The sequence below is a fragment of the Streptococcus dentapri genome (assembly GCF_042649885.1).
GTDB lineage: Bacteria > Bacillota > Bacilli > Lactobacillales > Streptococcaceae > Streptococcus > Streptococcus dentapri.
This window is the reverse complement of sequence record NZ_JBHSAC010000026.1, coordinates 1-24,410: the sequence shown is the minus strand read 5'-3', so window position 1 is coordinate 24,410 and position 24,410 is coordinate 1. Positions and strand designations below refer to the sequence as shown.

The window sequence follows — 24,410 nt, the reverse complement described above, 5'->3', positions numbered from 1 at the left end:
AGTCTTTCTAACTGAGACAGATATGCTAATATCTCCCTATCAAATCAAGACTTACACTGTCTAGGAGATGGGGTTTGACAGCTTTCTGCAATTCATTGAGATAAAAGCCCTCAGATAATTCAAGAAAATCATCCAAGGCAAAAACAGTCAAAGTATAGACGTGGTCCTGATCAGGTGGGTAAGGACCGATATAATTATTTTCAATAGCTGAAAAATCGGTCGCTAAAAATTTACTGACCAAGCTATTCTTACCGTGTAGGTGCTGAGTATCTAGGCGTGAAAAGTCGGCTTCAATTTTTGTCTTATCTGCAGGGAGATTGGCTACACACCAGTGGATATAGGCAAAACCACAAACCGGAATCGAATCGTAATCCACAAAGGTCCAAGCTAAGCTCTTAGCTTCCTTGGGCACGTCTAAAACTTCAAAGGGGAAGGATACAATAGCATTGCCAAGCTCCAGCTCATCTGTGTGCTTGCTGTAACGATCTGGCAAAATATTATGAGCAAAATCTGTTGTAATTTTCATACTATCCTCCTTTATCATAGCATTCAGAAATACGAAACCAGCCCCTACCCATTACTTTTTAGACTTGTCTTCTGGTATATTTTTTAGGATATACTTACTGATGAGATAGCCAACTGTCCCTAAGACGAGTCCCATAAAGCAAAGGTAAGGAAGGCAAAAATATAACCACTGACTTTGGTAGTATCATACCAGACACTGATTATCAGGCTGGGATAGACCGTGACTAGCATGACCAGACAATGTACAAATATCTTTTTCTTAACAAGGCAAACATCGTAATCATAAATAACCGTGGCTGCTGAAACTGCCGTTGCAATAAGCGTGACGGCTATCAAACTCCTGAAGGCTTTTATTCCCTGATTCTAATAGACAAAATAGGTGATGGTCCCCCATAATAAGCAAGGGAATAATCCCTCTAATCAAGGCATTTTTGATGCAGTTACGTTTTAAGTTCATTTAGTTTCTCCTTTGCGATAACTCTGGGAGTAGCTTGTTAGAACTCCTTAACCTTGCCAAGTTTCCTGATTTTCCTTGAATTTCTATACCTTATCTAGTGGCCCTGAGTCAATCGACTACTCTCCAACACCATACTTTTCAACTCATTCTCTGTCAATTCTGTTTCATTAACCAACACCGTTAGCCAGTGTTTCTTGTTCATGTGATAAGCTGGAATCACTCCCTTAGTGTCCAGCATAATCTCCACTTGTTCTGGTTTAAGTTTGAGATTGAGGAGGAGTTTTCCATCTTTTTCGGTGACCAATGCCAGCATTTTTTGATTATGCCTATGCCGGATAACAGGTGTGTACTTGCTTTTCTCACGGGTAAAGGGATAGGCTTCCTCCGCTCCTGTCACATCCAGCAGCCAATCTAAAAGTTGACGTTTTGTGAATTTCATATTAAAACTCCTTAACCTTAACTAATAGAAAAAGAGAGGGTAAAATTCATTTCTTAGCCTCTTCATCCTTTTTACTCCTGCCATGTTTCTTGGTTTTCTTTGAATTTCTTGAGAAGAGTCAAACCATCGGCATTGATATATCCTTGAACTTTAGCAACCTTAATCAGTTCTGAATAATTAGACAGTGTCACCAGTTTAACGCCTGCATTGTCAAAATTTTCCGCTGCCTTAGGCAATTCATAAGTAAAGATTGCCGCAACGCCAAGAACCTGAGCGCCTTCTTTTTCGGCTGCCGCCACAGCTTCAAGAACAGAACCACCTGTTGAAATAAGATCCTCAATCACAACCATTTTTTGCCCCTTGCTTACACGGCCTTCAATCTGATTGCCAGCTCCATGATCCTTTGGTTTGCTGCGGATATAAGCAAAAGGCAGATTCATCTTATCTGCGATAATCGCCCCATGAGGAATCCCAGCTGTCGCTGTCCCTGCAATCACTTCGACTTCAGGAAAGGCTTCCTTGATAGTGTCCACAAAGCCATTTTCAATCAGAGTACGTGTTTCTGGGTAGGAAAGGGTAATACGATTGTCCGTATAAATAGGGGACTTAATGCCAGATGCCCAGATGAAAGGGGCTTGGGGCTGCAAGTAAACAGCTTTGATATCTAGTAAGTCCGATGCGATTTGTGTTGCTAAAGTCATATTAAATCCTCTTTATCAATTTTATATTTAATTTAAGGGGCATTGTATCTAGGTAAAGCTTGAAATAGACAGGCTTAGGATTGCCATTCTTGGCAGATAGCCTGATAGGCGGCTACTGGGTCTGCTGCCTGAGTAATTGGTCGCCCAACAACAATATAGTCTGAACCAACGGCACGAGCAGCACTTGGAGTCATAACCCGTTTTTGGTCTCCTAAATCTGAACCAGCCGGACGAATGCCGGGCGTTAGGCAGATGAAATCATCTGTCGTTGCTGCTTTAATAGCCTCAACTTCATGAGCTGAGCAGACAACACCATTAAGAGCTGCTTGTGCTGCCTTACCAGCGTAATGAATAACTGATTCTGCTAGGCTAGTTTGGATATTTTGATTGTCCTGCATTTGCTCTTGCGATGTTGAGGTGAGTTGGGTTACAGCAATTAGTTTGGGCTGGCTACCCAAACCTTCACGCGCTGCTTTCATCATTTCAAGACCACCAGCTGCATGAACATTAGTCATATCAACACCCAGATTGGCTAAAACAGCCATGGCTGATTTGACCGTATTAGGAATGTCGTGCAGTTTCAAATCCAAAAAGACCCAATGCCCCAGCTTTTTTACATAGCGGACAACTTCTGGGCCAGCAGCATAGTAAAGCTCCATACCAATTTTAACATAGAGTTGTTCGCCTTCTGGGAAACGGGCAAGAAAGCTTTTCACATCATCAAATGATGGAAAATCAAGGGCAATAATGGGACGACTTTCGTTCATAGTTCCTCCTTGTTGCTTACAAAATAAAATAACCCTGCCTAAGGGCAAGGTTACACGAAAATTGGGTACTTTTTGACCCTTGGAATACTCCTTATCCGCCTGCTAACGATCATATAAAGACCGTCCACCTTCCTTGCCTCTCTGGACTCGATTAAAGGTATTTTCAATTGGTTCTATTATATAGCATGCACTCCCAGCTGTCAATTAATCACTGTAAGGATTGGCGGACTTCCTGACGAAATTGCTCTAGAGTTTGAATACCATAACGGTCCATGACTCTGGGAAGATCCGCAATGATATTAGGACAGGCATAAGGATCTGTAAAATTAGCAGCACCAACACCAATAGCAGATGCTCCTGCCAGCATCATCTCGAGAGCACTCTCGGCGCTATCAACGCCACCCATACCAATAATAGGAAGCTGGGAGCATTGAGCAACCTGACGAATGAGCTTGAGGGCTACTGGAAAAATGGCTGGCCCACTCATGCCGCCAGTGCCATTGGCAATAATCGGATCTCTGGTTTTCAGGTCAAAACGCATACCAATCAAGGTATTAATCATCGTAAAGCCAGTAGCACCAGCATCCTCTACTGCCTTGGCAATCTGTCCGATATCTGCTACACTGGGTGTTAATTTAACATAGACTGGTACCTTGGACGTCTCAACCGCTGCTTTTGTCGCAGCATAAGCCAATTCAGGAACCTGACCAATAAGAAGACCAGCATTGCCGTGATCAACGTTAGGACATGAAATATTGAGCTCAATAGCAGTTACGTTAGGTGCCTGTGAAATCTTAGCAGCTACATGAGCATATTCCTCATTGGAAAAGCCAGCAACATTGGCAATAATAGGGAGATTGGGATAATGTTCCTGCAACCAAGGCAACCTTTCGCTCAGAACAGCATCTACTCCTGGATTTTGTAGACCGATTGCATTAAGCATACCAGAAGGGGTCTCAGCCACACGGGGTGGGGGATTCCCAAAACGAGCCTCCTTAGTAGTCGCCTTAATCATGATAGAGCCTAGCTTATCCAAATCATAATACTTGGCATACTCTTGACCAAAACCAAAACAACCAGAAGCTGGAATAATCGGATTTTTTAAATCCAGTCCCGGCAGAGAAATAGCTAAACGATTATCGGACATGGGACCTCCTTACAAAATGACACTGCCTGTTTCAAAAACAGGACCATCTTCACACACACGCTTATTGGCTGTTTCTGACTGGTTTTTCAGATGAACAACACAAGCATAGCAAGCACCCATACCACAAGCCATCCGTGATTCCATCGACAGGTAGGCGTGAGGATGGTCTTCAAATTTAGTATCCACATATTTCAGCATACCAGGTGCTCCGCAAGCATAGATGGCTGTATAATCATCCGCCAGTTTATCAATCACACTTGAGACATAACCCTTTACTCCATATGAGCCATCATCTGTTGTCACCGTCACCTGAGCATATTGAGCGATTTCATCCTCTAAGATAACAGAATCTTTGTTGGCAAAACCGAGAACAGCTCTGATATCAACCCCTTTTTGAGCCAGGGCTTTGGCCGTTGCATATAGAGGAGGAACACCGATACCCCCACCAATCAACAGTACCTTCTGCCCTTTATCAACAACCGATATATCAAAACCATTCCCCTGAGGCCCCATGGTATCAACCTGGTCACCAGTCTTTAATTGCGACAATAGTTCTGTTCCTTGACCTTCAATACGATAAATAATAGTTGCCTGTCCCTTTTCTTTATCAATATCTGCAATTGATATCGGACGGCGCAAGATCTTACTTGGATCCGGCACACGTAAGTGCAGAAACTGCCCCACCTGCATCTCTTGTACCATGTCACCAGATAAGATCATTTTAAGAATACCTGGTGCAATCTCAATCTGATTAATAATCCGTAAATTCTCTTTGAGCAAGGTAGATTTTGGTTGATTATGAGACATCATTATTTCCTTTTCTATAAAAGAGAGAGATAATTCGAAGAAATTCAATTTTCACTCTCTTATGTTTAGCTTCGGGTAAAATTATTTACTGAATAATTTTTATCCCATCTTCTGAACAATTGGGAATCATAAGATCCCTCCTCAATAGTCCTATTAAAGCCAGCAGTGGATGATTGAGGCTAAGGCTTCAGTCAACTGTGAAGGGAAAAACGCTAAAGTTAATAAATCAACAAGCGTTTCTCCCGCATCTTTCAAGTAATACTATAAAAATTAGAGGTCGGGTACTTTTGTCCAAACCTCTTTACAAAAATAGCTAGATATAGTATTAGCTTGATTTTAAAAGTTCCTTTGAACTCTCTTTTTGGACACTATTAAAGTTTTTTTACTGTGACTTACTCATTAATCGTTCTCAACAAGTTCGTAAGGACGCTCGTACTCTTCTTTGAGAGCTGCTGTTGCAACCTGTAAACTACCAAATAAATCAACCAGAATACCAAAAGACTTGGCACGGTCTTGATCTAGAAGATTATAGAAAAATGGCTGAGCGACAGCAACGTCTTCTAAAAACTTCAACTTTGAGAGCCACTCTTCAACGACATCCAATGAAGTGTTCATCAAGCGAAAAGATGGCTCATCATACCAAGCCAAGGCTCGAACCATTTCTTCTTGTCTCTTGAGCGGATTGCAAGCTTCCAAAATCTTGTCAAGCTCCGGTTTAACCAAAACCGTTTCAACTGAAAACTCCAGTAGCGTTGGCTCCTGCTCTATCATTTTTAACTCAGTTTCAAAGAGATGTAAGTAGTGCCTCGTTACTGCAATCTTATGTAACAACTGTCGATAATCTTGAAGCCCTTGTTCCATAGCGGTCTCCCCTTTTCCTTACTTCTTATTTTCTTTATTTTACCATAAAATAGGCAGAAAATTAAACGCTATTTTTATTTTAGGCGATTTCTTGCTCCTTAGTCGCAAAAAGACAAAACAAGGTTTGAAACTGTTTATCCCAACCTTGTTTTCACAGGCGTAACGATAGTTATATTAAGCAACTGATAGTTTATTTGACCGCACATATTACAGACCTTCTTCAAAAAAAAGGCGAAATGGTAGCCGTATTGGCTTTGAAGGCTACGATAGCTTCTTTCTGAATGTTGTTTTGGATTCAATTCAAGCACTTCGACCGAGATTTGACAGTCTTGGGTAACAGGAGCGTCAATAACGGCCATACCTTGTTTGATTAATTCGACAGCTTCTTTGATATCCCCATTGGTATCTTCAATACAATCAACACTAAAGCCAGCAGCACCTTTTATTGCTGCGGTTTTTGCCTAGTTCTGCATTAACAAAATCCACACCAAACAAGTTTTTATTGGCATCTTGATATTTTTCTTTGATAAAGCCGTATTCATCATTTGAAAAAGCAATGTCGCTAACTGGGAGATTATTTAGAGAGCATCTAAGTTGGCTCAGTTGCCGTGATCCGCGGATGGTAAGACAGGGAAGTATTATCCATAGCCGTATCATAAATCCTATTGATGAGATGGATCTCTCCTGACCACCAGAACCAACAGTAGCACTGGTTGAAGCACAAAATTTTCTTTGCATGACTGCAGCAAGGATATCTGTTTCCTCACGATGCACTTGCAAGAAGCGGATATCCTCATCTCCAACCAAGGCATCCATCAGAGAAACTTAAGATCTCCGAAAGAACACCATAAATGGTATAACCTACCATGCTTTAAGAATGTCTAGCATACAGCTGAAGCAGTGATTTTTTTGTTAAACCTATGATCTAAAAACAGGCGCCCAGATTATTAACAAGCTTACGATATACATCAAATAAATCATTTTGTGTAAACCATTTGAAGCAGAAATATCTGATAAGAGTTTTTAAAAGACGCTTCATAATCAGATAAACAGTTACTCTATCACGCTGTCAAAAAATAAGCAAACAACTCTTATAATGTTAAACTTTTTTGATTAACAGTTAAGTCAGAACCCTGACAAGCAAAAAACTGTCCTCAAGAAAGCTTGAGAACAGAATTTTATAGCACTATTTAATAATCTCTTGAGTTTGGGCGTATTTCGCTTCAACACTTTCTTTTTCAGTCTTCCACCAGTCTTGATGTTCAGTATACCATTTAATGGTTTCTTCCAATCCTTCTTCAAAATTGGTAAACTGTGGTTCCCAGCCAAGTTCTTGACGAAGTTTTGTGGAATCAATAGCGTAGCGCAAGTCGTGTCCAGCGCGGTCTGTCACATGGTCGTATGCATCTTTTGGTTGACCCATTTTTTCCAGAATCAACTCGAGCACTTCCTTGTTGTTTTTTTCACCATCAGCACCAATCAGATAGGTTTCGCCAATCCGACCCTTGGTTAAGATAGCCCAAACACCTGTTGAGTGGTCATTAGTATGGATCCAGTCACGGACATTTTTCCCTTCACCATAGAGTTTTGGTCGAATGCCTGACAAGATATTGGTAATTTGACGGGGAATGAATTTTTCAATGTGCTGATAAGAGCCATAGTTATTAGAACAATTTGAAATGGTCGCTTTAACACCGAAAGAACGGACCCAGGCTTTAACAATCAAGTCTGAAGCAGCCTTGGTTGATGAATAAGGCGAGCTTGGATTGTACTTGGTCTCAGCGGTGAATTTTTCACCTTCGCCTTCACCGTGCCCTGGCAAATCCTCACGCAGAGGCAAATCGCCGTAAACCTCATCAGTAGAGACATGATGAAAACGAATATCGTATTTACGAGCCGCTTCCAAGAGGGTATAGGTCCCAATAAAGTTGGTATGAATGAAAGGACTTGGATCATTGAGCGAATTGTCATTGTGGCTTTCAGCCGCATAGTGAACAATAGCATCAGCTTTTGCTGCCAATTTGTCTACCAATCCAGCATCTGCGATATCACCGACAACGAGCTCTACTCGATCACCGAGGATTGCCTCAATATTAGCACGATTCCCAGCATAAGTGAGCTTGTCAAGGACAGTCACATGGACATCTGGATGGTTGTTGTAAACGTAGTGCACAAAGTTAGAGCCGATGAAACCAGCTCCACCAGTAACGATAATGTTTTTATATTCCGACATATTCTTACCTTAATAAATTTTTTATTTTTGATGTTTTTTCTAAAGCGAGGGTGGACGTAAGCAAACTTCTATAAAGTTTCATTGCAAAAAACATCGGTTTATGCTTGCTTTGCAAGCTTTTATATTGTGAAGTAGCCATATTGAGAGATTGGAGCAAAGGTACCCAACCTCTAATTTTTTATAGTTTCACTTGCAAGACGCAGAAAGATGGGATAAAAATTATCCAGTGGATGATTTTACCCGAAGTTAAAAATAAGAGAGCGAAAAAAATTGAATTTCTTCGAGATTACCTAAGTTTTCAGTTGGTTTTACTTATAAATCTTCTTTTGTGAGTGGTTTGACATCCTTAAGCATGGGATGATTTTTATCTGCTTCTGAGACTTCTGCTTCTTCAAGATTTTCCCAATCAATCCCTAGACTTGGATCTGCATAATTGACAAAGGCATATTTAGGTTTTAATTCAAGTGCCCAGTAATCATTGACAAGATAGCTGTAAGAAACCTTGTCGGACAGAACTTGGAAGCCGTTAGCTACACCTCGCGGTACGAAAATTCCTTTAGAAGCGTCAATGATAGTCTGGTAGACATGGCCGAAAGACTCCCCTTCACGCAGGTCAACCCAAGACCCTAGAACCTTACCTTCATCAGCCACCGAAATGTATTTATCCCAAGGCTCTGCATGCAGACCACGCAAGACATTTTTACGTGAAAAGCTGACATTGTTTTGCAATTTACCTTCGGTAAAAAAGCTTTCTGGAAAACCTAAAGGTAACATTTTTTCCTTTTGGAAATTTTCCTTGAACCAACCGCGGTTATCCCCATGTACCGGAATATCAAATTCAATCATGCCTGGAATGGCTCCAATTGGACGACCCGCTAATTCTTTTTCAAAAAATTGTTCTGTCATTAAGCTTCTCCAATCAAACGGAGCAAATATTGTCCGTATTCATTTTTCTTAAGGGGTTGTGCCAATTCACGCACCTGAGCCTTGGTAATATAGCCCATGCGATAAGCAATTTCTTCAAGATTAGCCACTTGCAGATTTTGCATACGTTGCACTGTCTCGATGTATTGAGCTGCTTCCAGAAGACTTTCATGTGTTCCTGTATCGAGCCAAGCAAAACCACGCTCCATGACTTCTACCGACAGATTTCCACGTTCAAGGTAGGCCTTATTAACATCGGTAATTTCCAGTTCCCCACGAGGACTTGGCTTGATGTTTTTAGCAATCTCAACCACGTCATTGTCATAGAAATAAAGCCCCGTAACAGCATGGTTAGACTTAGGATGTTCTGGTTTTTCTTCGATGGAAACGGCATTCATATTCTCATCAAATTCAACCACCCCGAAGCGTTCAGGATCTTTGACTTGGTAGCCAAAGACCGTTGCCCCTTCTTCCTTGTTAGCTGCTTTTTGCAACATACGACTGAGCCCAGGACCATAATAGATATTGTCACCTAGGATGAGAGCAACATTGTCATCACCGATGAATTCTTCTCCAATAATGAAGGCTTGAGCCAGTCCATCTGGACTTGGTTGTTCAGCATATGAGAGCTTGATTCCAAACTCTGAACCATCTTGAAGCAATTCCTTAAAACGTGGTAAATCCTGAGGTGTTGAAATAATCAAGATATCCTTGATTCCCGCCAACATCAAGGTTGAAAGCGGATAATAAATCATGGGTTTATCATAAACTGGCATCAGCTGTTTTGAAGCCGCACGTGTCAATGGATAGAGGCGAGTTCCAGACCCACCTGCAAGAATAATACCTTTCATCAGAAAAGCTTCCTTTCATAAATTGTCACTTAAAATTATATCACAAGCCTTTCTAAATGTCAGTAAAAATGGGGGATCCGCAAAAAATCATAACTTCAAAACAAGTTGAAAATATTTCCAAAGTTATAGCCTGTAACTATAGCTGTTTTATGTTAGAATAGGGTCATGCGAATTCAACAATTACACTATATTATTAAAATTGTCGAGACGGGTAGTATGAATGAGGCTGCTAAACAACTCTTCATTACCCAGCCTAGTCTTTCTAACGCTGTCAGGGACTTAGAACGGGAAATGAATATCAAAATTTTCATCCGCAATCCCAAGGGCATCACTCTTACCAAGGACGGGGTTGAATTTCTCTCCTATGCTCGTCAGGTCGTGGAACAGACCAATCTACTGGAGGAGCGCTACAAGAGTGTCTCTAACAGCCGAGAGCTCTTTAGTGTCTCAGCCCAACACTATGCTTTTGTTGTCAATGCTTTTGTCTCCCTTTTAAAAGGGGCTGATATGAGCCAATATGAGCTTTTCTTGCGGGAAACACGGACCTACGAAATCATTGATGACGTCAAGAACTTCCGTTCAGAAATCGGTGTCCTCTTTCTCAACAGCTATAATCGGGATGTCCTGACCAAGATGTTTGAGGACAATCACCTAATCTACACTCATCTCTTTGTAGCCCAACCACATATTTTTGTCAGTAAATCCAACCCTCTAGCTGATAAAAAATCGGTTACCCTCAGTGACTTAGAAGACTTCCCCTACCTTAGTTATGAGCAAGGCTTGCACAACTCTTTCTACTTTTCAGAAGAGATTATGTCTCAGGTTCCTCACAAAAAGTCGATTGTTGTTTCTGACCGAGCTACCCTTTTTAACCTCCTGATTGGTCTGGATGGCTATACGATTGCGACCGGTATTCTCAACAGCAATCTCAACGGTGATGACATTGTTTCTATTCCTCTTGAGGTTGAAGACCAAATTGATATCATTTATATCAAACATGAAAAAGCCAATCTCTCTAAAATGGGGGAACGCTTTATTGACTATCTTTTAGAAGAAGTTAAATTTGATAAAAATTAAGAGGTTTGCCCAACCTCTTTTTTTACGTTTTAACTGCGATTGTGCCATAAACAGGATTGTTTTCACGGGAACACAGTCTTATCCCCATTCTCACCAGAAAAAGCCACCGATATAATAATGCTCCGTGTATTTGGGGATGGAGTAATCATTTTGAATCATGGCGATTTACTGCTTTCGATTGCTTCTTGCACTGTACTGCCGCACTCATCCATATCAATACTTGGTTCCGAAAAGAAGTCTTGTAGTTGCCGAAAGGCTTGCGGCAGTCGAGCTGATAACCTTCATTATCATCTTCATAATAGCTGATAAAACTTGAATCAACCATCGAACGCAGGCAGCTCGAATGGAATATTCTTTTTAATCCAGAAGATTGTACCATGTTGATATTGGAATTTTCCTAATAAGAAAAGTAAAGACAGTCCTGTCTTCTGTTGGAACAACGGTCTGGATGGCTGCTACCACTTTTTAACAATTGAAGAAACCCCTTCTTGAATCCATTCACTATCCTAGATTTCATGACCAATTTTCCAGATATCCATATCGTCTGACAAGTAGCATTAGAAGTCCGCAAAACGCTTTTGATAACTGGCGGCATCCTCATACTGATCCATTCAAGAATAAACAGACCCAGCCATAATATGGGCGACTTTATGGATTTACCCAAACAGCTTTACCTAATCTTTTGGTACAGTCTTCTTCGACACCAATTCTAACAGTCGGTTGGATGGGCATGGCTTTCAGAGCTGCTACCATAGATTTTTTGTTTTAGTCTTTTCATACCAGAGACCGTCAATCGTTACACCAAAAGTGGTTGATCTTTTTTTAGTTTCGGCTTATCCTTTCTGACTCCACTTGAAATAAATCATAGAGGCAAGAAGAGATAGACCCAAGGGACCTAGAACTAACAGTATCACTAAACGTCTCACGGACTCTCCTCACTACAGTTTTTATAGTATAAATAATCTGACAAGCCCCAACATCTTCAACTCCATTATTCAAAAAATACCTTCCAAGTGAGTATCTAGCCCAACTTAAAAGGTATTTCTTATCAAAACAGATTCACTAGTATAATTGAACTAATCCCCATGATGAAACCAGCTAGGATAACGCCAGCAATGACAGCAATAACACTGTTTTTAAACTTCAAGTCAAGAATTGAAGCAGCTAGAGTACCTGTCCAAGCACCTGTGCCTGGAATAGGAATCCCTACAAAGAGAAAGAGAGCATAGTAAATCCCTTTTTCGCCTGTACTCTTGGTCAGTTTTTGACCCCCGCTGTGACCCTTTTTCAAGCACCAAGAGAAAAAGCCACCAATAACAGGCTTATCTGCCCCCCATTTCAAGACGCGGTGGGCAAAGAAAAAAATGACGGGAACGGGCAACATATTTCCAATAACACCGATGATAATAGCCTGCCACATGGGAATACCATTAGCTACACCATAAGGAACTGCTCCACGTAACTCAATCAAGGGAACCATGGCAATTAAGAAAGTATAAAGATAAGTCATAGATTTAAAATAAAGCCTTTCATTGAAATTATAAAAGTGATATGATCAATTGATTCATCTGATCAAAATAAAAGGAGTGCTCATGATAGACTACACCGGTATAGCGAGCCAGTTTAATAATCATTTCCAAGAAGGAACGTGAAGAAAAACCAGTTGTCTGATGCAAAATCTTCTCATCAAAAGGCCGAATCAGATGAGCCAGAGGATTTCTGACAGATTTTTCCATATCCCTCAAAAAGCTCACGTCTTTTTTGAGGGATTCTGAGATAGCGAGTTGAGAAATCAAACTGGCCAAACTCCGCGAAGTCACTCTAGGATCGTGCCAGATTTGAACAAAACTCTTTAGAGCCGGATAGGGAGCAATTGCCATTTTGTCAAATTTCCAGGTGTCATACTGGGCTCCCTTGGCATCCGTCATATAATCTTCAATATCGGGAATTTCTTTGGCAATTAAGCGCATAAAGAGCCGATAGATGATGGGACTAACGGCCCTCACAAAGTCAATAATGTCCTCTGTAAGTACCTTGGCCTGCAAGTCCATGATATAATTGGCTAGCAATTCTTCGGCGGGTGGGTTAGCGGTCAAACGGCACTGATAAGTTTTTTGAAAATGCTGAGTTAGGGACAGTTCAAAGAGCTCTTCGATAGCTAACTGTCGGCGTTTTTTCATCAGTAAAATTAGTCTTTTAGCATCCTCAGAGATGTCATGTTGATCGATGACGCGGTAGGCCGAAGCATAATCATAATGCTTGAGTAGAACCTCCAGCCTTTCTTTAAGACTGGGACTATCCATTTTAACTAATCAGTGTTTCCAGTCCAACCTTCATCATATCCGTGAAGGTCGTTTGGCGCTCGTGGGCAGTTGTATCTTCATCAGCAACCAAACTATCAGAAATGGTCATAATTCCCAGCGCTTGAACACCGTGCTTAGCCGCTAGATAATAAAGTGCAGCTGCTTCCATTTCAACGGCTTTCACCCCCATTTGCCCCAGTTTAAGATTATAATCAGCAAAATCGGAGTAAAAAGCATCAATAGAGAGGACGCTACCAACATGAGTTTTTAAGCCCAACTCTGCTGCGATGTGGTAGGCTTTATCCAAGAGTTCAAAATCAGCAATTTGCGGAAAATCATATTGGGGCCACTCGTTTTTAATCATACTGGAAGTCGTCCCAGCTGCCTGTGCTAAAACAAGATCACGAACATGAACATCCTTATTGAGCGAACCGGCAGTACCTACACGAATTAATTTTTTGACACCATAGGAAGTGATCAGCTCATTAGCATAGATTGAGATGGAAGGCATCCCCATACCGGTCCCCATGACTGAGATACGATAACCCCTATAGGTCCCAGTATAACCCAACATACCACGAACGTTATTGAAACATTTGGCGTCTTCTAAAAAGTTCTCCGCAATAAATTTTGCTCGCAAGGGATCACCTGGTAAAAGAATCTTATCGGCGATTTGACCTTCCTTGGCTTCAATATGAATAGACATAACTTCTCCTTTATTGTATTAAGTCATCTAAAAAGCTAACTAAAGTTTGGGTTCATTTCAGTATAATCATAAGACAAGATTTCATCAGTTAGTTGACAAAAAGATTACCTTCTTATGGCTTGTTCATGGGCTACCTCTTCATTCAATAAAGATTTATCTCAGTCTATTGAACCAACTAAGGACAACCTACGACATCGGCAAGACTTCAGCATTATCTGTCAATCTAGAAATGTCTCCATGCCAGCCTTCCATCATAGAATTTGGATAAAGCAGAATATATTTCTCCAGCATCTGTAAGTTGAACTGAAGAATTATCAATCTCATGATTTTGATTCATCTCGACCTGTGCTCCCAAGGCCTGATCAATTAATTGAGCACCCAAGCTAAACAGACACCTGGTCCTTCAAAAAACTCATGAAGAATGAATGAGCACACATAGTATCTTATAGTTCCGCTAAAATAGTCTTAATCAGTATCTTGAAATCACTCTTGATCCGTTGGGTCACTTTAACCACTTCTTCATGGTTGAGCTCTTCTTGGAAACCTGCCGCATGATTGGTAATACATGAAATGCCAAGTATCTTTAAACCCGAGTGGGCAGCGACAAGCACTTCAGGAACTGTAGACATACCAACAGCATCCGCACCCAAAGTTTTAAAAGCACGGATTTCGGCTGGGGTTTCATAGGCGGGGCCTGAAACGCCAAGGTAAACACCTTCATCCAATTTAATACCAATTTTTTCAGCTACTTGATGAGCCTTTTCACGGTATTCCAGCGTATAGGTCTTGGACATATCAGGAAAACGTGGACCAAATTCATCAAGATTAGCTCCTATCAGCGGACTAGTCCCTGTCATGTTGATATGATCTGAGATGACCATAAGGGTACCTGGACCAAAACCAATGCCACCAGCTGCATTAGTCACAATCACACCCTCACAACCTAGGACTTTCATCACACGAACTGGGAAAGTTACTATCTCTGTGCTATTTCCTTCGTAAAAATGGAAACGACCTTGAAGAGCCAGTACTTTTCGTCCTGCCAAGTCACCATAAACCAGTTTCCCTGCGTGACCAGACACTGTTGATTTGCCCCAATGAGGGATATCTGCATAATCCAAGATAATGGCATTATCAATTTCTTCCGCCAATTCTCCTAGACCCGAGCCTAAAATCAATCCTAATTCCGGCTCTATCATCCCTTCTTCTTGCAAAAAGGCTGCTGTTTCTTTAATTTTTTCTAGTAATGTCATGATCTCTCCTTACACCAATTTATCTAGGAAACTTTCGCCAATCATAGCAGCATCAACATCGAAATTTTCAGCAATAGTTGCTGATATATCTGAGAAGTAGCCTTGTGAGATGACCCCATTTCCTGTGAAAGCAGGGCTATAAATCAAGAGTGGAATGTATTCACGAGTATGGTCTGTTCCTGCATAGGTAGGATCGTTGCCGTGGTCAGCAGCAATCATAAGCAGATCATTTTCTTTCATAGCGTCAATGATTTCCGGCAAGCGTCCATCGAACTCTTGCAAGCAATCACGATAACCATGCGGATTACGACGATGACCGTAAAGCGCATCAAAGTCGACAAGATTTGTAAATGAGAATCCTTTTTCAAATTCAGGCAATCCCATAGTTTTAATCAAGGTATCTACACCATGATTGTTTGATTTATTGTGGCCCATATCGTGATTGATACCAGCGCCATTGAAGATATCATTGATTTTACCAACGGCATAGGTGTCAATTCCAGCTTCATTAAGTTTATCCAAAACTGTCGGCGCAAAAGGCGACACTGCTAAATCATGGCGGTTGGCTGTCCGCGTAAAATTACCTGGTGTTCCCACATAAGGACGAGCAATGATACGGCCAAGAAGAACTGGTCGCTCTAAAGTAATAGAACGTGCATATTCACAAATACGATAGAGTTCATCTAATGGAATCACATCTTCATGAGCCGCAATTTGAAGTACTGGGTCAGCTGATGTATAGATAATCAACTCACCAGTCTCCATTTGACGTGGACCAAAGTCATCAATAACAGCCGTTCCTGAATAGGGTTTATTAGCTTCACGAATGACCTTACGACCTGAAAAGTCTTCAATTTTTGTGATGATCTCTTCTGGGAAACCATTCCAAAAGGTATCAAAGGGATCTGTGATATTGAGACCCATAATTTCCCAGTGTCCTGTCATGGTATCTTTACCCAGAGAGACTTCCTCTAATTTTGTGGCATAACCGCTTGGAATTGGCTCATTAGGTACTGTTTTTAATACTTGTGAACGTGGAATATTTCCCAGACCAATTTTAGTCATATTTGGCACATCAAGTCCCACTGTTTTTGAGATATGACCTAGTGTATCTGATGCGCCATCTGGTACACCATGATTAACAAAATTATTGGCATCTGGGGCTGCCCCAATCCCTACAGAATCCAAAATAATTAAGTGAATACGATCAAATTTCGACATGATTATTCTTCTTTCTAAGAAATTAAAAAACTTACTTTCATTATAACACAAACTATATATAAAAGTCTGCCAACTCCCTGTCGGGTAGACTTTTATCTCTATTTTTCAATAATTTCTGGGCCATCTTCATGACCAACAATGACTTTGGAAATCATATTAAGAAAAAGACCATGCTCAACCACACCAACGGTCGTATCCAACTCCGCAGCAAGGGATTGAGCGTCCTCAATCTTTTTCAAATCTAAATCAATGATGAAATTCTTCATATCGGTCACATAGCGCTGATTATTCTTCTGGCGAAAAGATGGGTGATAGCCCTTGTTTTCAAAATAACGAAAAAGATTCTCTGCTCCGTATTGAACAACCTCAACTGGCAGTTTAAAAGCACCAAGTGTCTCTACTACTTTTGACTCATCGACAATCCAGATACAATCTTTACTATTGGTAGCAACAATTTTCTCCATCAAGAGGGCTCCTCCACCCCCCTTGATACCATTCAGAGAACCATCAACTTCATCTGCTCCATCAATAGTCAAATCAACAGCTTCTACTTCATCAATTCCTTTGAGAGGGATGCCGAGCTCTTGCGCTTGAGCATAGGTTACGCTGGAGGTAGTCACCGCTGTGATCTGCAAACCTTCTTCTTGAATACGACGACCGATTTCATCTACAAAATAAGCCGCTGTCGACCCTGTTCCGAGACCAAGAATCATCCCATCTTTGACAAACTCTGCTGCTTTAATCCCCACTTGTTGCTTTAAGTTAGACATGATCTTCTCCTTTTAAAATACTAGGTTTATTATAGCATGAGCAGGAGGTATTTCAAAGCAACATTGAAAGGAGCCTACAAATAATTTTCGATTTTTGAGCTTTTTCTCTTGACAGGTAAGTGAACACTCACTATAATAAGTTTGTATTTAGAAGTGAGTAAACACTCACCTAGAAAGGGGAATTATGAAACAATTACTTGCTTTAAAGGATTTAGAAAAATCTTTCGGAAATCAGTTGGTGCTGGACCGCGTTAGTTTCGGACTGCCTAGCGGTCAAATTATCGGTCTCATCGGACCTTCTGGTGCCGGAAAATCGACTTTGATTAAAACAACATTAGGCATGGAAAAGGCAGATGCTGGTTCTGCTTTGGTATTGGATAAGACCATGCCCAATCGCCATGTTCTCGGGCAAATCGGCTATATGGCTCAATCCGATGCCCTCTATGAATCCCTCTCAGGTATTGAAAACCTCACCTTCTTTGGGCAAATGAAAGGCTTGACCAAAAAAGAATTGCCAGAAGCTATCGCTCATGTGGCTGAGGTTGTCGATCTGACCGATTCCCTCAATAAAACTGTCTCAGGTTATTCGGGAGGGATGAAGCGCCGCTTGTCACTCGCTATTGCGCTTTTAGGAAATCCCGAACTGCTCGTCCTCGATGAGCCTACCGTCGGGATAGATCCTTCGTTGCGCCGCAAAATATGGCAGGAGTTAGCTGTCTTGAAGAAAAAGGGTATTGGTATCTTGGTAACAACTCACGTCATGGATGAGGCAGAATTATGCGATCAAGTCGGTCTACTTCTAAGGGGTAAAATGATTGCCTTGGATACTCCCCATTCATTAAAGAAACAGTATCATGCGGATAGTATTGAAGAAGTCTTTTTGAAAGCAGAAGGAGATGACTAAAAAATGAGAACATTAGCGATTGCAACAAAAGTAATGAAGGAACTCTTCTGCGATAAACGTACATTAGCTATGATGTTTATCGCTCCTATTTTTATCATGTGGCTCATGAACCTTATGTTTTCAGCCAACACCAGTGTTGACGTCAACCTAGCGACTGTCAATATCTCTAGCTCTGTCGTCAAGACTTTAGATAAGGTAGATTCGGTATCAACAGACTCCTACGATAAAAAGTCAGAGGCTATGCAAGCCTTGAAAGACGAAAAAGTAGACGGGGTCATTGTCGCCGACAAAGATGGTAACTATACGGTAACCTATGCTAATACCGATGCTTCAAAAACAAGTGTCACGCGCCAAGCCCTTCGCTCAGCTGTAACAAGCAGCAATACGCAAACATTACTAGCCACTGTTAAAAAAGTCAGGCCACAAGTTGGACAAGAGGCGACTGCTAAGGTAAACATTGATGAAAAATATGCCTACGGCGATAAAGACACCAACTTCTTTTCTAAAATGCTACCTATCCTCATCGGTTTCAATACCTTCTTCTTTGTTTTCTTAATTTCAGGTATGGCCCTGCTCAAAGAACGCACCAGTGGAACCTTGGACCGTTTATTGGCAACACCAGTCAAACGTTCCGAAATCGTCTTTGGCTACATGCTTTCCTATGGTATCATCGCTGCTATTCAATCGACCATCATCGTTTTATCAACCGTCTGGTTGCTTGATCTAGAGGTCGTCGGTAGTATTGTCAATGTTATCATTGTGAGTGTCGTCTTAGCCTTGGTTGCCCTAGCTTTTGGTATCTTACTCTCTACACTGGCTAAATCCGAGTTCCAGATGATGCAATTCATTCCTCTAATTATCATGCCACAGCTCTTCTTCTCAGGATTGATTTCCCTCGAAGCAATGGGAGACTGGGCTGTTGTCATCGGTAAATTCCTACCACTGACCTATTCGGGTGAGGCTCTCAATAAAATTATTCTCCATGGAGCAGATTTCAGTAGTGTTATCTACGAAATCTTGATTTTACTGGCCTTCCTCGCCGTTTTGACTGTTCTTAATATTGTCGGACTTAGACGCTATCGCAAAGTATAGAAAGACTTGCAGGATTAAGCAAACTATGGTAGTTTTAAACTATAAACCACTTGGAAGGGAGCTTTTATGACCTCCGATATCTTACTTTCTTATGCTGATAGACTACAAAATGAAAGCATGCCCCCTGGTAAGAAGAAAACTCTTCTGGCAGCGGTAACCCTCTTTGCTCAACAGGGTTTTAACGGCACTTCGACCGCCCAGTTGGCTCAAACCGCTGGCGTCAGTCAGGCTGCCATTTTTAAATATTTCAAAACCAAGGACGATATTCTACAAAGCATTTTGGAGCAATCCTTACCCTACCTCATTCAGGATTTCATCAGCGAATTAAGTCAATATTCTGCTTTAACAGATATTATTCATTTTACTGTTTTCAATCGTTTTGCCTTCATTAAGCAAAATCAGGAAATCATCAAAATTATCTTCCAAGAACTATTGGTCAATCCCAATCTAAAAACATTTATCAAGTCAAATTTTGATAATCCGACGTTTTCTGGTCAATTAAAGCTTTTTATTGAGCAACTAGCTGCTAACAACCCCCAATTCAATAAAAAGCTCACTCTAGCTGAAATCATCCGGATTTGGGTAGCTAATCTAGGGAGCTACTTTTTCCAACGCTTTGTCCTTGATATTCCTACGGAAGATGAGACGGCTGATCTAACACTTATTGAACAACAAATTATGACCTTGCTATCTTCTTAAGTTGAAACAAAGGTAGCCAGTATCCCTCGGCTTTAGCTGAGGGTTTTATTTATCAAAGCAACCGTTTACTATCAAGACTTTTCTGGCACTTCGTGATACACTATAAATAACGAAACTTTGACGAGGTAGAACTAATGATTACCAAAGAATTCGATACCATTGCAGCTATTTCTACTCCTTTAGGTGAGGGAGCGATTGGTATTGTACGTTTATCCGGCACAGAAGCCTTAAATATTGCCAACAAGGTTATCAAGGGCAAAGATATTCAAAAAGTTAGCAGCCATACCATTAACTATGGTCACATTCAAGATCCCGATTCTGGTGAAATCTTAGACGAAGTTATGGTTTCGGTTATGAGGGCTCCTAAGACCTTTACGCGGGAAGATGTTATTGAAATCAATACCCACGGAGGGATTGCGGTTACCAATGAAATCTTACAACTGCTGATTCGCCAAGGGGCCCGTATGGCAGAACCTGGTGAATTCACCAAGCGGGCCTTCCTGAATGGTCGTGTTGATTTGACACAGGCAGAGGCGGTCATGGACGTCATTCGTGCTAAAACAGATAAAGCGATGAACAATGCCGTCAAACAGCTTGATGGTTCGCTTTCCAACCTTATCAATGACACACGCCAAGAAATCCTCAACACTCTGGCTCAGGTCGAGGTCAACATTGACTATCCTGAGTACGATGATGTGGAAGAAATGACCACTAACCTCATGCGAGAAAAAACTCAGAAATTTGAGACTCTGCTGACCAATCTGCTCAAGACTGCCAAACGTGGAAAAATTTTACGCGAAGGCATTTCAACGGCTATCATCGGCCGTCCAAATGTTGGAAAATCGAGCCTTCTCAACAATCTACTGCGTGAAGATAAGGCTATCGTCACCGATATTGAAGGAACGACCCGCGATATCATTGAAGAATATGCCAATATCAACGGTGTCCCTCTTAAACTGATTGATACCGCAGGTATTCGTGATACCGATGATATTGTTGAAAAAATCGGGGTGGAGCGTTCCAAAAAAGCGCTCAATGAAGCAGACCTTGTACTATTGGTGCTCAACGGTTCTGAAAAGCTGACCGATCAGGATCGTTCTCTACTTAACATCAGCAAGGACAGCAACCGCATTATTCTCATCAATAAGACAGACCTTCCACAACAAATTGAAAAAGATCAGCTGCCCGATGGAGCTATCCCCATCTCTGTTCTACAAAACAACAATATTAATCTTATTGAAGGCCGCATCAACCAACTCTTCTTTGACAATATCGGTTTTGCAGAAAAAGATGCTACCTATCTCTCTAACGCCCGCCATATCTCTCTAATCGAGCAAGCGCTCGCCAGCTTACAAGAGGTCAATAAAGGGCTAGAGTTAGGCATGCCGGTCGACCTCTTACAGGTTGATATGACTAAAACATGGGAGATCCTCGGTGAAATCACCGGCGACGCTGCTCCCGATGAACTCATCACCCAGCTCTTTAGCCAATTCTGTTTGGGAAAATAAGACGACTATCCTAAATCATTAAAAAGAGACTGGGACAAAAATCCAGCCTTTTTTGTTTTGCTCTAGCTTTACCAAGTTTAACAAAAGGAATGATTGGCAAGACGACAAAAGTCGAAATTGTGATGAAATCACAATTACCGATCTTTGTCCCACTCTCTTTTTTTACTCTGCTGCTCATTTAAAAATTGACGCAACTCTGCGATTTCTTCTTCTCTCCGATCGCGATGGCTAACCTGAGTTAGACGGTAGCCAATTAGATAGGGAGAGGCAACAAAACGAGGGACAATTTTACAAATAATAGTCTCCCCATATCGATAAAAGAAAAGATTATAAGAGCTACAACGCCCTGATGAATAAAGACTCATCACGTATTGAACCAGAGCTTGAACCATGTCAGCTAAGTGATCCAGAGCATCGAGATGGCTGATAGAAACATTAAATTCACTAAAAGTGCTCAAGGGCTGCTTGGACAGGGTTACTTTAGCTCGACTGGCTGTTTGTTGGCAAATAAGGTAACCGTCAAAATTCTCAGGTTTAATATCCGCATAGGCATCAAGATTCTCAAAACCAATCACCTGCATGTGGGGATGGCGCAGAGAACCACCTGATAAGGGGCCAAAATTTTTAAAAAGACCTACTGATTTGAAACGTCCGCTGTTCTCCAACTCTTGCCAAGCCTTGAGTGCAAAGGCAAATAACTTACGGTTATGATTCTGACTGTAGGTGGCTATATCTCCAAGGTGTTTATCAGACTCAATAATAAGAGTCTGATAAACACCTTCCAAAACAGGATATTTATTATCGAGCCAAATCATATTGTCTTTCTGATCAATAATTTTTTCCAAGTGACTGATGTCACAAAAAGGACAGGCATCGTGATTGTTCGGCTTAGATCTAGCGATATGGGGATTAAATATGAGGGGCTGATTCATGTCTCTAAAATCTCTCTCACTAATTTTTGTAAATCTGGCAGGACTTCTTCTTTAAACCAAGGGTTCTTAGCTTGCCAGATATTATTGCGCGGGGAAGGGTGTACCAGCGGAAAAAAATTTGGTAAAAAATCTTGATAATTGCGGACATTATCAGTGAGTTTCACCGATGATTTTTGTCGGAGATAATAATGTTGGGCATAATTTCCAATCAAAAGAGTTAAGGCGATATGAGGCAGTTCCTCCAAAATTAAGGGGTGCCATTTTTCCGCAAAACCCTTGCGAGGGGGTAAATCACCCGATTTCCCCTTGCCTGGATAATAAAAGTCCATGGGAATCACAGCAATCTTATCCGAATTGTAAAAAACATCACGATCAATTCCCAACCAATCTCTAAGATTATCGCCAGAAGGATCATTCCAATAAAGTCTAGATTCTTGTGCCCGAATACCAGGTGCCTGCCCAACAATATTGATACGGGCAGTCTTGGGAGCTGTAAACAAAGGCTCAATTCCTTGCTCTGTATAAATTTGATTCTGAGGGTCATCCATGATGGCCTTGATAATTTTTTGCATGCTTGCCATTATTTTTCTCCTACATAGGTGCTAAACGAAGGGGGCTTAGCACAAAACCATATTCAACCATCTAAAAAGGAAGGCAGGAGCTCTCCAACCTCCCTTGTTAAGATCTACAGATTATTTAATCAATTCGTAAATAGCTTCGGCATAGATTGCCGCAGCACGGTAGAGCTCCTCAACATCCACAAATTCATTGGCCTGATGCATGGTATTTTCATAGTCTGGGAACATAGCGCCAAAGGCAACACCACGTTCCAAGAGACGGCCAAAGGTGCCACCACCAATAATCTGCTCATAACCCTTGAGACCAGTCTGTTTTTCATAAACGCTAAGCAAAGTAGCAACCAAGGGATCATCTATCGGCACATAGTGAGGAGTGTGCTCGTGTTCGGAGATAGTCACCTTTTCTACACCTGATAATTTTTCTAGGCCTGCCTTGATGCTTGCCGAGTCCGTCCCTTGCGGATAACGAAAATTCAAAGCAATGGTATTATCAGATGAACTCTCCTCAAAGTTAAAGACACCAGCATTCACTGAAAGGGACCCCATTTTAGTATCCTCGTGAGCAACCCCTAATTTGTGCCCAGCAAAATCATCATGGAGTATGTCTGCTGTCAATTGGACAAAGGCTTGAGCTGGTCCTGCTAAAGTAAATTGGTTCAAAAAGAGTGCTAAATAGGTAGCGCCATTGAGGCCTTCTTCTGGCGTTGAACCATGAGCAGCCTTACCAATAATTTGAACTGTAAACCGGTGATCCTTAGTCATTACTGAACCGGAAATCTGAGGGTGGGCCGCAAGAAAGACGGACAACTTGTCCTGCAATTCTTCAAGACTGATCTGACCGGAAATAATGGCTGTCGCCGATTCCGGAACCATATTTTCACGCAGACCACCTGTGAAGTGATGCAAAACAACATCTCCTTGATTGTCACCAGCAAAATGCAAATATTCGGTGATATTGCCCTTTTCCCCGTTAATAATTGGAAATTCGGCATCTGGTGCGAAGCCAAAATCAGGCTTTTGCACATCTGGATGAGCGAAATAATAAGCCATATCACCCCAGCCCGATTCTTCATCTGTTCCCAGAACAAAACGAACCTTTTTAGATATAGGTAATCCTAAATCCTTGATGATTTTCAAGGCATAGTAGGCAGCTAACGTTGGCCCCTTATCGTCAGATGATCCACGCGCGTAAAGTTTCCCATCTTTAATAACGGGTTGATAGGGATCCGTATTCCAGCCTGTTCCTGCTGGTACAACATCTAAATGGGCAAAAATTCCCAAAGTCTCATCACCCTGACCAAATTCAAAATCCCCAGCATAGTTGTCAATATTTCTGGTCTGATAGCCATCGCGCTCAGCCATTGCAAGAAAATGCTCCAGCGCCTCAACAGGCCCCGGTCCGAAAGGATGATCTTTATCCACTTTTGTATCATCACGCTCAGAATTGATGGCCAGCAAATTAAACAGATCCTCCATCATCTCATTGCGGCGTTTATCTATTTCAGCTTTGAAATCCACTGTCATTTCTATTCTCCTCGTAAAATAAGTTTATGGGGATTTTTCGATCCCAAATTTTAATCATTATTATAACATTAACTTGACTAGTGCAAGGTTTTTCAGAACAATAGAGTCATGGAATGGTCTCATGGTTGTTT

Annotated in this window: 27 protein-coding genes; 5 read left to right on the top strand and 22 right to left on the bottom strand. The window is 41.3% G+C overall.

Translation table 11 applies throughout. The annotated features are described in order from the left end of the window. Positions 1–25: 25 nt before the first annotated feature. The 13 genes from ACFOSE_RS03005 to rfbA all read right to left on the bottom strand — a co-directional run bounded on the left by ACFOSE_RS03005 (position 26) and on the right by rfbA (position 9,712). A complete protein-coding gene (locus ACFOSE_RS03005) occupies positions 26–526 on the bottom strand; it encodes a YbhB/YbcL family Raf kinase inhibitor-like protein (protein WP_273450533.1) in 501 nt (166 codons plus the stop codon). 119 nt (positions 527–645) lie between these two features. Then, a complete protein-coding gene (locus tag ACFOSE_RS03000; RefSeq protein WP_380430327.1) occupies positions 646–861 on the bottom strand; it encodes a hypothetical protein in 216 nt (71 codons plus the stop codon). Beyond that, on the bottom strand, positions 806–982 hold the full coding sequence (locus tag ACFOSE_RS02995) for a hypothetical protein (protein ID WP_380430382.1): 177 nt from the start codon (positions 980–982) through the stop codon (positions 806–808). The genes ACFOSE_RS03000 and ACFOSE_RS02995 overlap by 56 nt, the downstream gene beginning before the upstream one ends. A gap of 94 nt (positions 983–1,076) precedes the next feature. After that, positions 1,077–1,421, bottom strand: coding sequence for an MmcQ/YjbR family DNA-binding protein (locus ACFOSE_RS02990; RefSeq protein WP_380430325.1), 345 nt, complete (start codon positions 1,419–1,421; stop codon positions 1,077–1,079). Between the two features lie 71 nt (positions 1,422–1,492). Further along, on the bottom strand, positions 1,493–2,122 hold the full coding sequence (gene pyrE, locus ACFOSE_RS02985; protein ID WP_380430322.1) for an orotate phosphoribosyltransferase: 630 nt from the start codon (positions 2,120–2,122) through the stop codon (positions 1,493–1,495). Between the two features lie 74 nt (positions 2,123–2,196). Continuing rightward, entirely contained in the window at positions 2,197–2,889 is a 693-nt protein-coding gene (gene pyrF, locus ACFOSE_RS02980; protein ID WP_380430320.1) for an orotidine-5'-phosphate decarboxylase, read from the bottom strand. 208 nt (positions 2,890–3,097) lie between these two features. After that, on the bottom strand, positions 3,098–4,036 hold the full coding sequence (locus tag ACFOSE_RS02975; protein ID WP_380430317.1) for a dihydroorotate dehydrogenase: 939 nt from the start codon (positions 4,034–4,036) through the stop codon (positions 3,098–3,100). 9 nt (positions 4,037–4,045) lie between these two features. Beyond that, positions 4,046–4,843: a dihydroorotate dehydrogenase electron transfer subunit gene (locus ACFOSE_RS02970; protein ID WP_380430315.1), complete on the bottom strand. Its 798-nt coding sequence runs from the start codon at positions 4,841–4,843 to the stop codon at positions 4,046–4,048. Positions 4,844–5,242: 399 nt separating this feature from the next. After that, complete coding sequence (locus tag ACFOSE_RS02965; RefSeq protein WP_380430312.1) at positions 5,243–5,704, bottom strand: hypothetical protein; 462 nt, start codon at positions 5,702–5,704, stop codon at positions 5,243–5,245. Positions 5,705–6,127: 423 nt separating this feature from the next. Beyond that, positions 6,128–6,520, bottom strand: coding sequence for a hypothetical protein (locus ACFOSE_RS02960; protein WP_380430310.1), 393 nt, complete (start codon positions 6,518–6,520; stop codon positions 6,128–6,130). Between the two features lie 370 nt (positions 6,521–6,890). After that, a complete protein-coding gene (gene rfbB / locus ACFOSE_RS02955) occupies positions 6,891–7,937 on the bottom strand; it encodes a dTDP-glucose 4,6-dehydratase (protein WP_380430308.1) in 1,047 nt (348 codons plus the stop codon). A 312-nt stretch (positions 7,938–8,249) separates the two neighbouring features. Next, complete coding sequence (locus tag ACFOSE_RS02950; protein ID WP_380430305.1) at positions 8,250–8,843, bottom strand: dTDP-4-dehydrorhamnose 3,5-epimerase family protein; 594 nt, start codon at positions 8,841–8,843, stop codon at positions 8,250–8,252. Next, positions 8,843–9,712 carry a glucose-1-phosphate thymidylyltransferase RfbA gene (rfbA, locus tag ACFOSE_RS02945; protein ID WP_380430303.1) on the bottom strand — a complete coding sequence of 290 codons (870 nt, stop codon included), beginning with the start codon at positions 9,710–9,712 and terminating at the stop codon, positions 8,843–8,845. Before rfbA ends, ACFOSE_RS02950 begins: the two co-directional genes overlap by 1 nt. A 165-nt stretch (positions 9,713–9,877) precedes the next feature. On the opposite strand from rfbA, the gene ACFOSE_RS02940 reads away from it, so the two are divergent. Then, the gene (locus ACFOSE_RS02940) at positions 9,878–10,789 is read left to right on the top strand and encodes a LysR family transcriptional regulator (RefSeq protein WP_380430300.1); all 912 of its coding nucleotides are present in this window, start codon (positions 9,878–9,880) and stop codon (positions 10,787–10,789) included. Between the two features lie 1,048 nt (positions 10,790–11,837). On the opposite strand, the gene ACFOSE_RS02935 is transcribed toward ACFOSE_RS02940, so the two are convergent. The 6 genes from ACFOSE_RS02935 to rpiA form a co-directional block, all read right to left on the bottom strand. Further along, entirely contained in the window at positions 11,838–12,299 is a 462-nt protein-coding gene (locus tag ACFOSE_RS02935) for a COG2426 family protein (protein ID WP_380430297.1), read from the bottom strand. Positions 12,300–12,327: 28 nt separating this feature from the next. Then, positions 12,328–13,092, bottom strand: coding sequence for a LytR family transcriptional regulator (locus ACFOSE_RS02930; RefSeq protein ID WP_380430294.1), 765 nt, complete (start codon positions 13,090–13,092; stop codon positions 12,328–12,330). Between the two features lies 1 nt (position 13,093). Beyond that, complete coding sequence (gene deoD, locus ACFOSE_RS02925) at positions 13,094–13,798, bottom strand: purine-nucleoside phosphorylase (RefSeq protein ID WP_380430292.1); 705 nt, start codon at positions 13,796–13,798, stop codon at positions 13,094–13,096. 443 nt (positions 13,799–14,241) lie between these two features. After that, on the bottom strand, positions 14,242–15,051 hold the full coding sequence (locus ACFOSE_RS02920) for a purine-nucleoside phosphorylase (RefSeq protein WP_380430289.1): 810 nt from the start codon (positions 15,049–15,051) through the stop codon (positions 14,242–14,244). Positions 15,052–15,060: 9 nt separating this feature from the next. Beyond that, entirely contained in the window at positions 15,061–16,272 is a 1,212-nt protein-coding gene (locus ACFOSE_RS02915) for a phosphopentomutase (RefSeq protein WP_380430287.1), read from the bottom strand. A gap of 98 nt (positions 16,273–16,370) precedes the next feature. After that, positions 16,371–17,042 carry a ribose-5-phosphate isomerase RpiA gene (rpiA, locus tag ACFOSE_RS02910; protein ID WP_380430285.1) on the bottom strand — a complete coding sequence of 224 codons (672 nt, stop codon included), beginning with the start codon at positions 17,040–17,042 and terminating at the stop codon, positions 16,371–16,373. Between the two features lie 184 nt (positions 17,043–17,226). Between rpiA and ACFOSE_RS02905 the strand changes: the two genes are divergently transcribed. The 4 genes from ACFOSE_RS02905 (at position 17,227) to mnmE (ending at position 21,245) form a co-directional block, all read left to right on the top strand. Continuing rightward, positions 17,227–17,946: an ABC transporter ATP-binding protein gene (locus tag ACFOSE_RS02905; protein WP_380430282.1), complete on the top strand. Its 720-nt coding sequence runs from the start codon at positions 17,227–17,229 to the stop codon at positions 17,944–17,946. Between the two features lie 3 nt (positions 17,947–17,949). Then, positions 17,950–19,038: an ABC transporter permease gene (locus tag ACFOSE_RS02900; protein WP_380430280.1), complete on the top strand. Its 1,089-nt coding sequence runs from the start codon at positions 17,950–17,952 to the stop codon at positions 19,036–19,038. Between the two features lie 66 nt (positions 19,039–19,104). Continuing rightward, positions 19,105–19,737 (top strand): TetR/AcrR family transcriptional regulator, encoded by a 633-nt coding sequence (locus ACFOSE_RS02895; protein ID WP_380430278.1) that lies wholly within the window; start codon positions 19,105–19,107, stop codon positions 19,735–19,737. Between the two features lie 134 nt (positions 19,738–19,871). Further along, complete coding sequence (gene mnmE / locus ACFOSE_RS02890) at positions 19,872–21,245, top strand: tRNA uridine-5-carboxymethylaminomethyl(34) synthesis GTPase MnmE (protein WP_380430276.1); 1,374 nt, start codon at positions 19,872–19,874, stop codon at positions 21,243–21,245. A 134-nt stretch (positions 21,246–21,379) separates the two neighbouring features. On the opposite strand, the gene ACFOSE_RS02885 is transcribed toward mnmE, so the two are convergent. From ACFOSE_RS02885 to pepV, 3 genes are all read right to left on the bottom strand, one after another. Continuing rightward, the gene (locus tag ACFOSE_RS02885; RefSeq protein WP_380430273.1) at positions 21,380–22,177 is read right to left on the bottom strand and encodes a DUF4931 domain-containing protein; all 798 of its coding nucleotides are present in this window, start codon (positions 22,175–22,177) and stop codon (positions 21,380–21,382) included. Continuing rightward, positions 22,174–22,758: a uracil-DNA glycosylase family protein gene (locus tag ACFOSE_RS02880; RefSeq protein WP_380430270.1), complete on the bottom strand. Its 585-nt coding sequence runs from the start codon at positions 22,756–22,758 to the stop codon at positions 22,174–22,176. Before ACFOSE_RS02880 ends, ACFOSE_RS02885 begins: the two co-directional genes overlap by 4 nt. A 111-nt stretch (positions 22,759–22,869) precedes the next feature. Continuing rightward, entirely contained in the window at positions 22,870–24,279 is a 1,410-nt protein-coding gene (gene pepV / locus ACFOSE_RS02875; RefSeq protein WP_380430268.1) for a dipeptidase PepV, read from the bottom strand. Positions 24,280–24,410 lie beyond the last annotated feature (131 nt).

What these genes read in the sequence shown, in the direction of transcription:
- ACFOSE_RS02960 (WP_380430310.1), bottom strand. Translation starts at nt 6,520, where the DNA reads ATGGATGCCTTGGTTGGAGATGAGGATATCCGCTTCTTGCAAGTGCAT.
- ACFOSE_RS02905 (WP_380430282.1), top strand. Translation starts at nt 17,227, where the DNA reads ATGAAACAATTACTTGCTTTAAAGGATTTAGAAAAATCTTTCGGAAAT.
- deoD (WP_380430292.1), bottom strand. Translation starts at nt 13,798, where the DNA reads ATGTCTATTCATATTGAAGCCAAGGAAGGTCAAATCGCCGATAAGATT.
- pepV (WP_380430268.1), bottom strand. Translation starts at nt 24,279, where the DNA reads ATGACAGTGGATTTCAAAGCTGAAATAGATAAACGCCGCAATGAGATG.
- ACFOSE_RS02965 (WP_380430312.1), bottom strand. Translation starts at nt 5,704, where the DNA reads ATGGAACAAGGGCTTCAAGATTATCGACAGTTGTTACATAAGATTGCA.
- ACFOSE_RS02975 (WP_380430317.1), bottom strand. Translation starts at nt 4,036, where the DNA reads ATGTCCGATAATCGTTTAGCTATTTCTCTGCCGGGACTGGATTTAAAA.
- ACFOSE_RS02930 (WP_380430294.1), bottom strand. Translation starts at nt 13,092, where the DNA reads ATGGATAGTCCCAGTCTTAAAGAAAGGCTGGAGGTTCTACTCAAGCAT.
- ACFOSE_RS02880 (WP_380430270.1), bottom strand. Translation starts at nt 22,758, where the DNA reads ATGGCAAGCATGCAAAAAATTATCAAGGCCATCATGGATGACCCTCAG.
- ACFOSE_RS02895 (WP_380430278.1), top strand. Translation starts at nt 19,105, where the DNA reads ATGACCTCCGATATCTTACTTTCTTATGCTGATAGACTACAAAATGAA.
- ACFOSE_RS02935 (WP_380430297.1), bottom strand. Translation starts at nt 12,299, where the DNA reads ATGACTTATCTTTATACTTTCTTAATTGCCATGGTTCCCTTGATTGAG.
- ACFOSE_RS02900 (WP_380430280.1), top strand. Translation starts at nt 17,950, where the DNA reads ATGAGAACATTAGCGATTGCAACAAAAGTAATGAAGGAACTCTTCTGC.
- ACFOSE_RS02950 (WP_380430305.1), bottom strand. Translation starts at nt 8,843, where the DNA reads ATGACAGAACAATTTTTTGAAAAAGAATTAGCGGGTCGTCCAATTGGA.
- rpiA (WP_380430285.1), bottom strand. Translation starts at nt 17,042, where the DNA reads ATGTCTAACTTAAAGCAACAAGTGGGGATTAAAGCAGCAGAGTTTGTC.
- ACFOSE_RS02990 (WP_380430325.1), bottom strand. Translation starts at nt 1,421, where the DNA reads ATGAAATTCACAAAACGTCAACTTTTAGATTGGCTGCTGGATGTGACA.
- pyrE (WP_380430322.1), bottom strand. Translation starts at nt 2,122, where the DNA reads ATGACTTTAGCAACACAAATCGCATCGGACTTACTAGATATCAAAGCT.
- rfbB (WP_380430308.1), bottom strand. Translation starts at nt 7,937, where the DNA reads ATGTCGGAATATAAAAACATTATCGTTACTGGTGGAGCTGGTTTCATC.
- rfbA (WP_380430303.1), bottom strand. Translation starts at nt 9,712, where the DNA reads ATGAAAGGTATTATTCTTGCAGGTGGGTCTGGAACTCGCCTCTATCCA.
- ACFOSE_RS02920 (WP_380430289.1), bottom strand. Translation starts at nt 15,051, where the DNA reads ATGACATTACTAGAAAAAATTAAAGAAACAGCAGCCTTTTTGCAAGAA.
- ACFOSE_RS03005 (WP_273450533.1), bottom strand. Translation starts at nt 526, where the DNA reads ATGAAAATTACAACAGATTTTGCTCATAATATTTTGCCAGATCGTTAC.
- ACFOSE_RS02970 (WP_380430315.1), bottom strand. Translation starts at nt 4,843, where the DNA reads ATGTCTCATAATCAACCAAAATCTACCTTGCTCAAAGAGAATTTACGG.
- ACFOSE_RS02885 (WP_380430273.1), bottom strand. Translation starts at nt 22,177, where the DNA reads ATGAATCAGCCCCTCATATTTAATCCCCATATCGCTAGATCTAAGCCG.
- ACFOSE_RS02940 (WP_380430300.1), top strand. Translation starts at nt 9,878, where the DNA reads ATGCGAATTCAACAATTACACTATATTATTAAAATTGTCGAGACGGGT.
- pyrF (WP_380430320.1), bottom strand. Translation starts at nt 2,889, where the DNA reads ATGAACGAAAGTCGTCCCATTATTGCCCTTGATTTTCCATCATTTGAT.
- ACFOSE_RS02995 (WP_380430382.1), bottom strand. Translation starts at nt 982, where the DNA reads ATGAACTTAAAACGTAACTGCATCAAAAATGCCTTGATTAGAGGGATT.
- ACFOSE_RS02915 (WP_380430287.1), bottom strand. Translation starts at nt 16,272, where the DNA reads ATGTCGAAATTTGATCGTATTCACTTAATTATTTTGGATTCTGTAGGG.
- mnmE (WP_380430276.1), top strand. Translation starts at nt 19,872, where the DNA reads ATGATTACCAAAGAATTCGATACCATTGCAGCTATTTCTACTCCTTTA.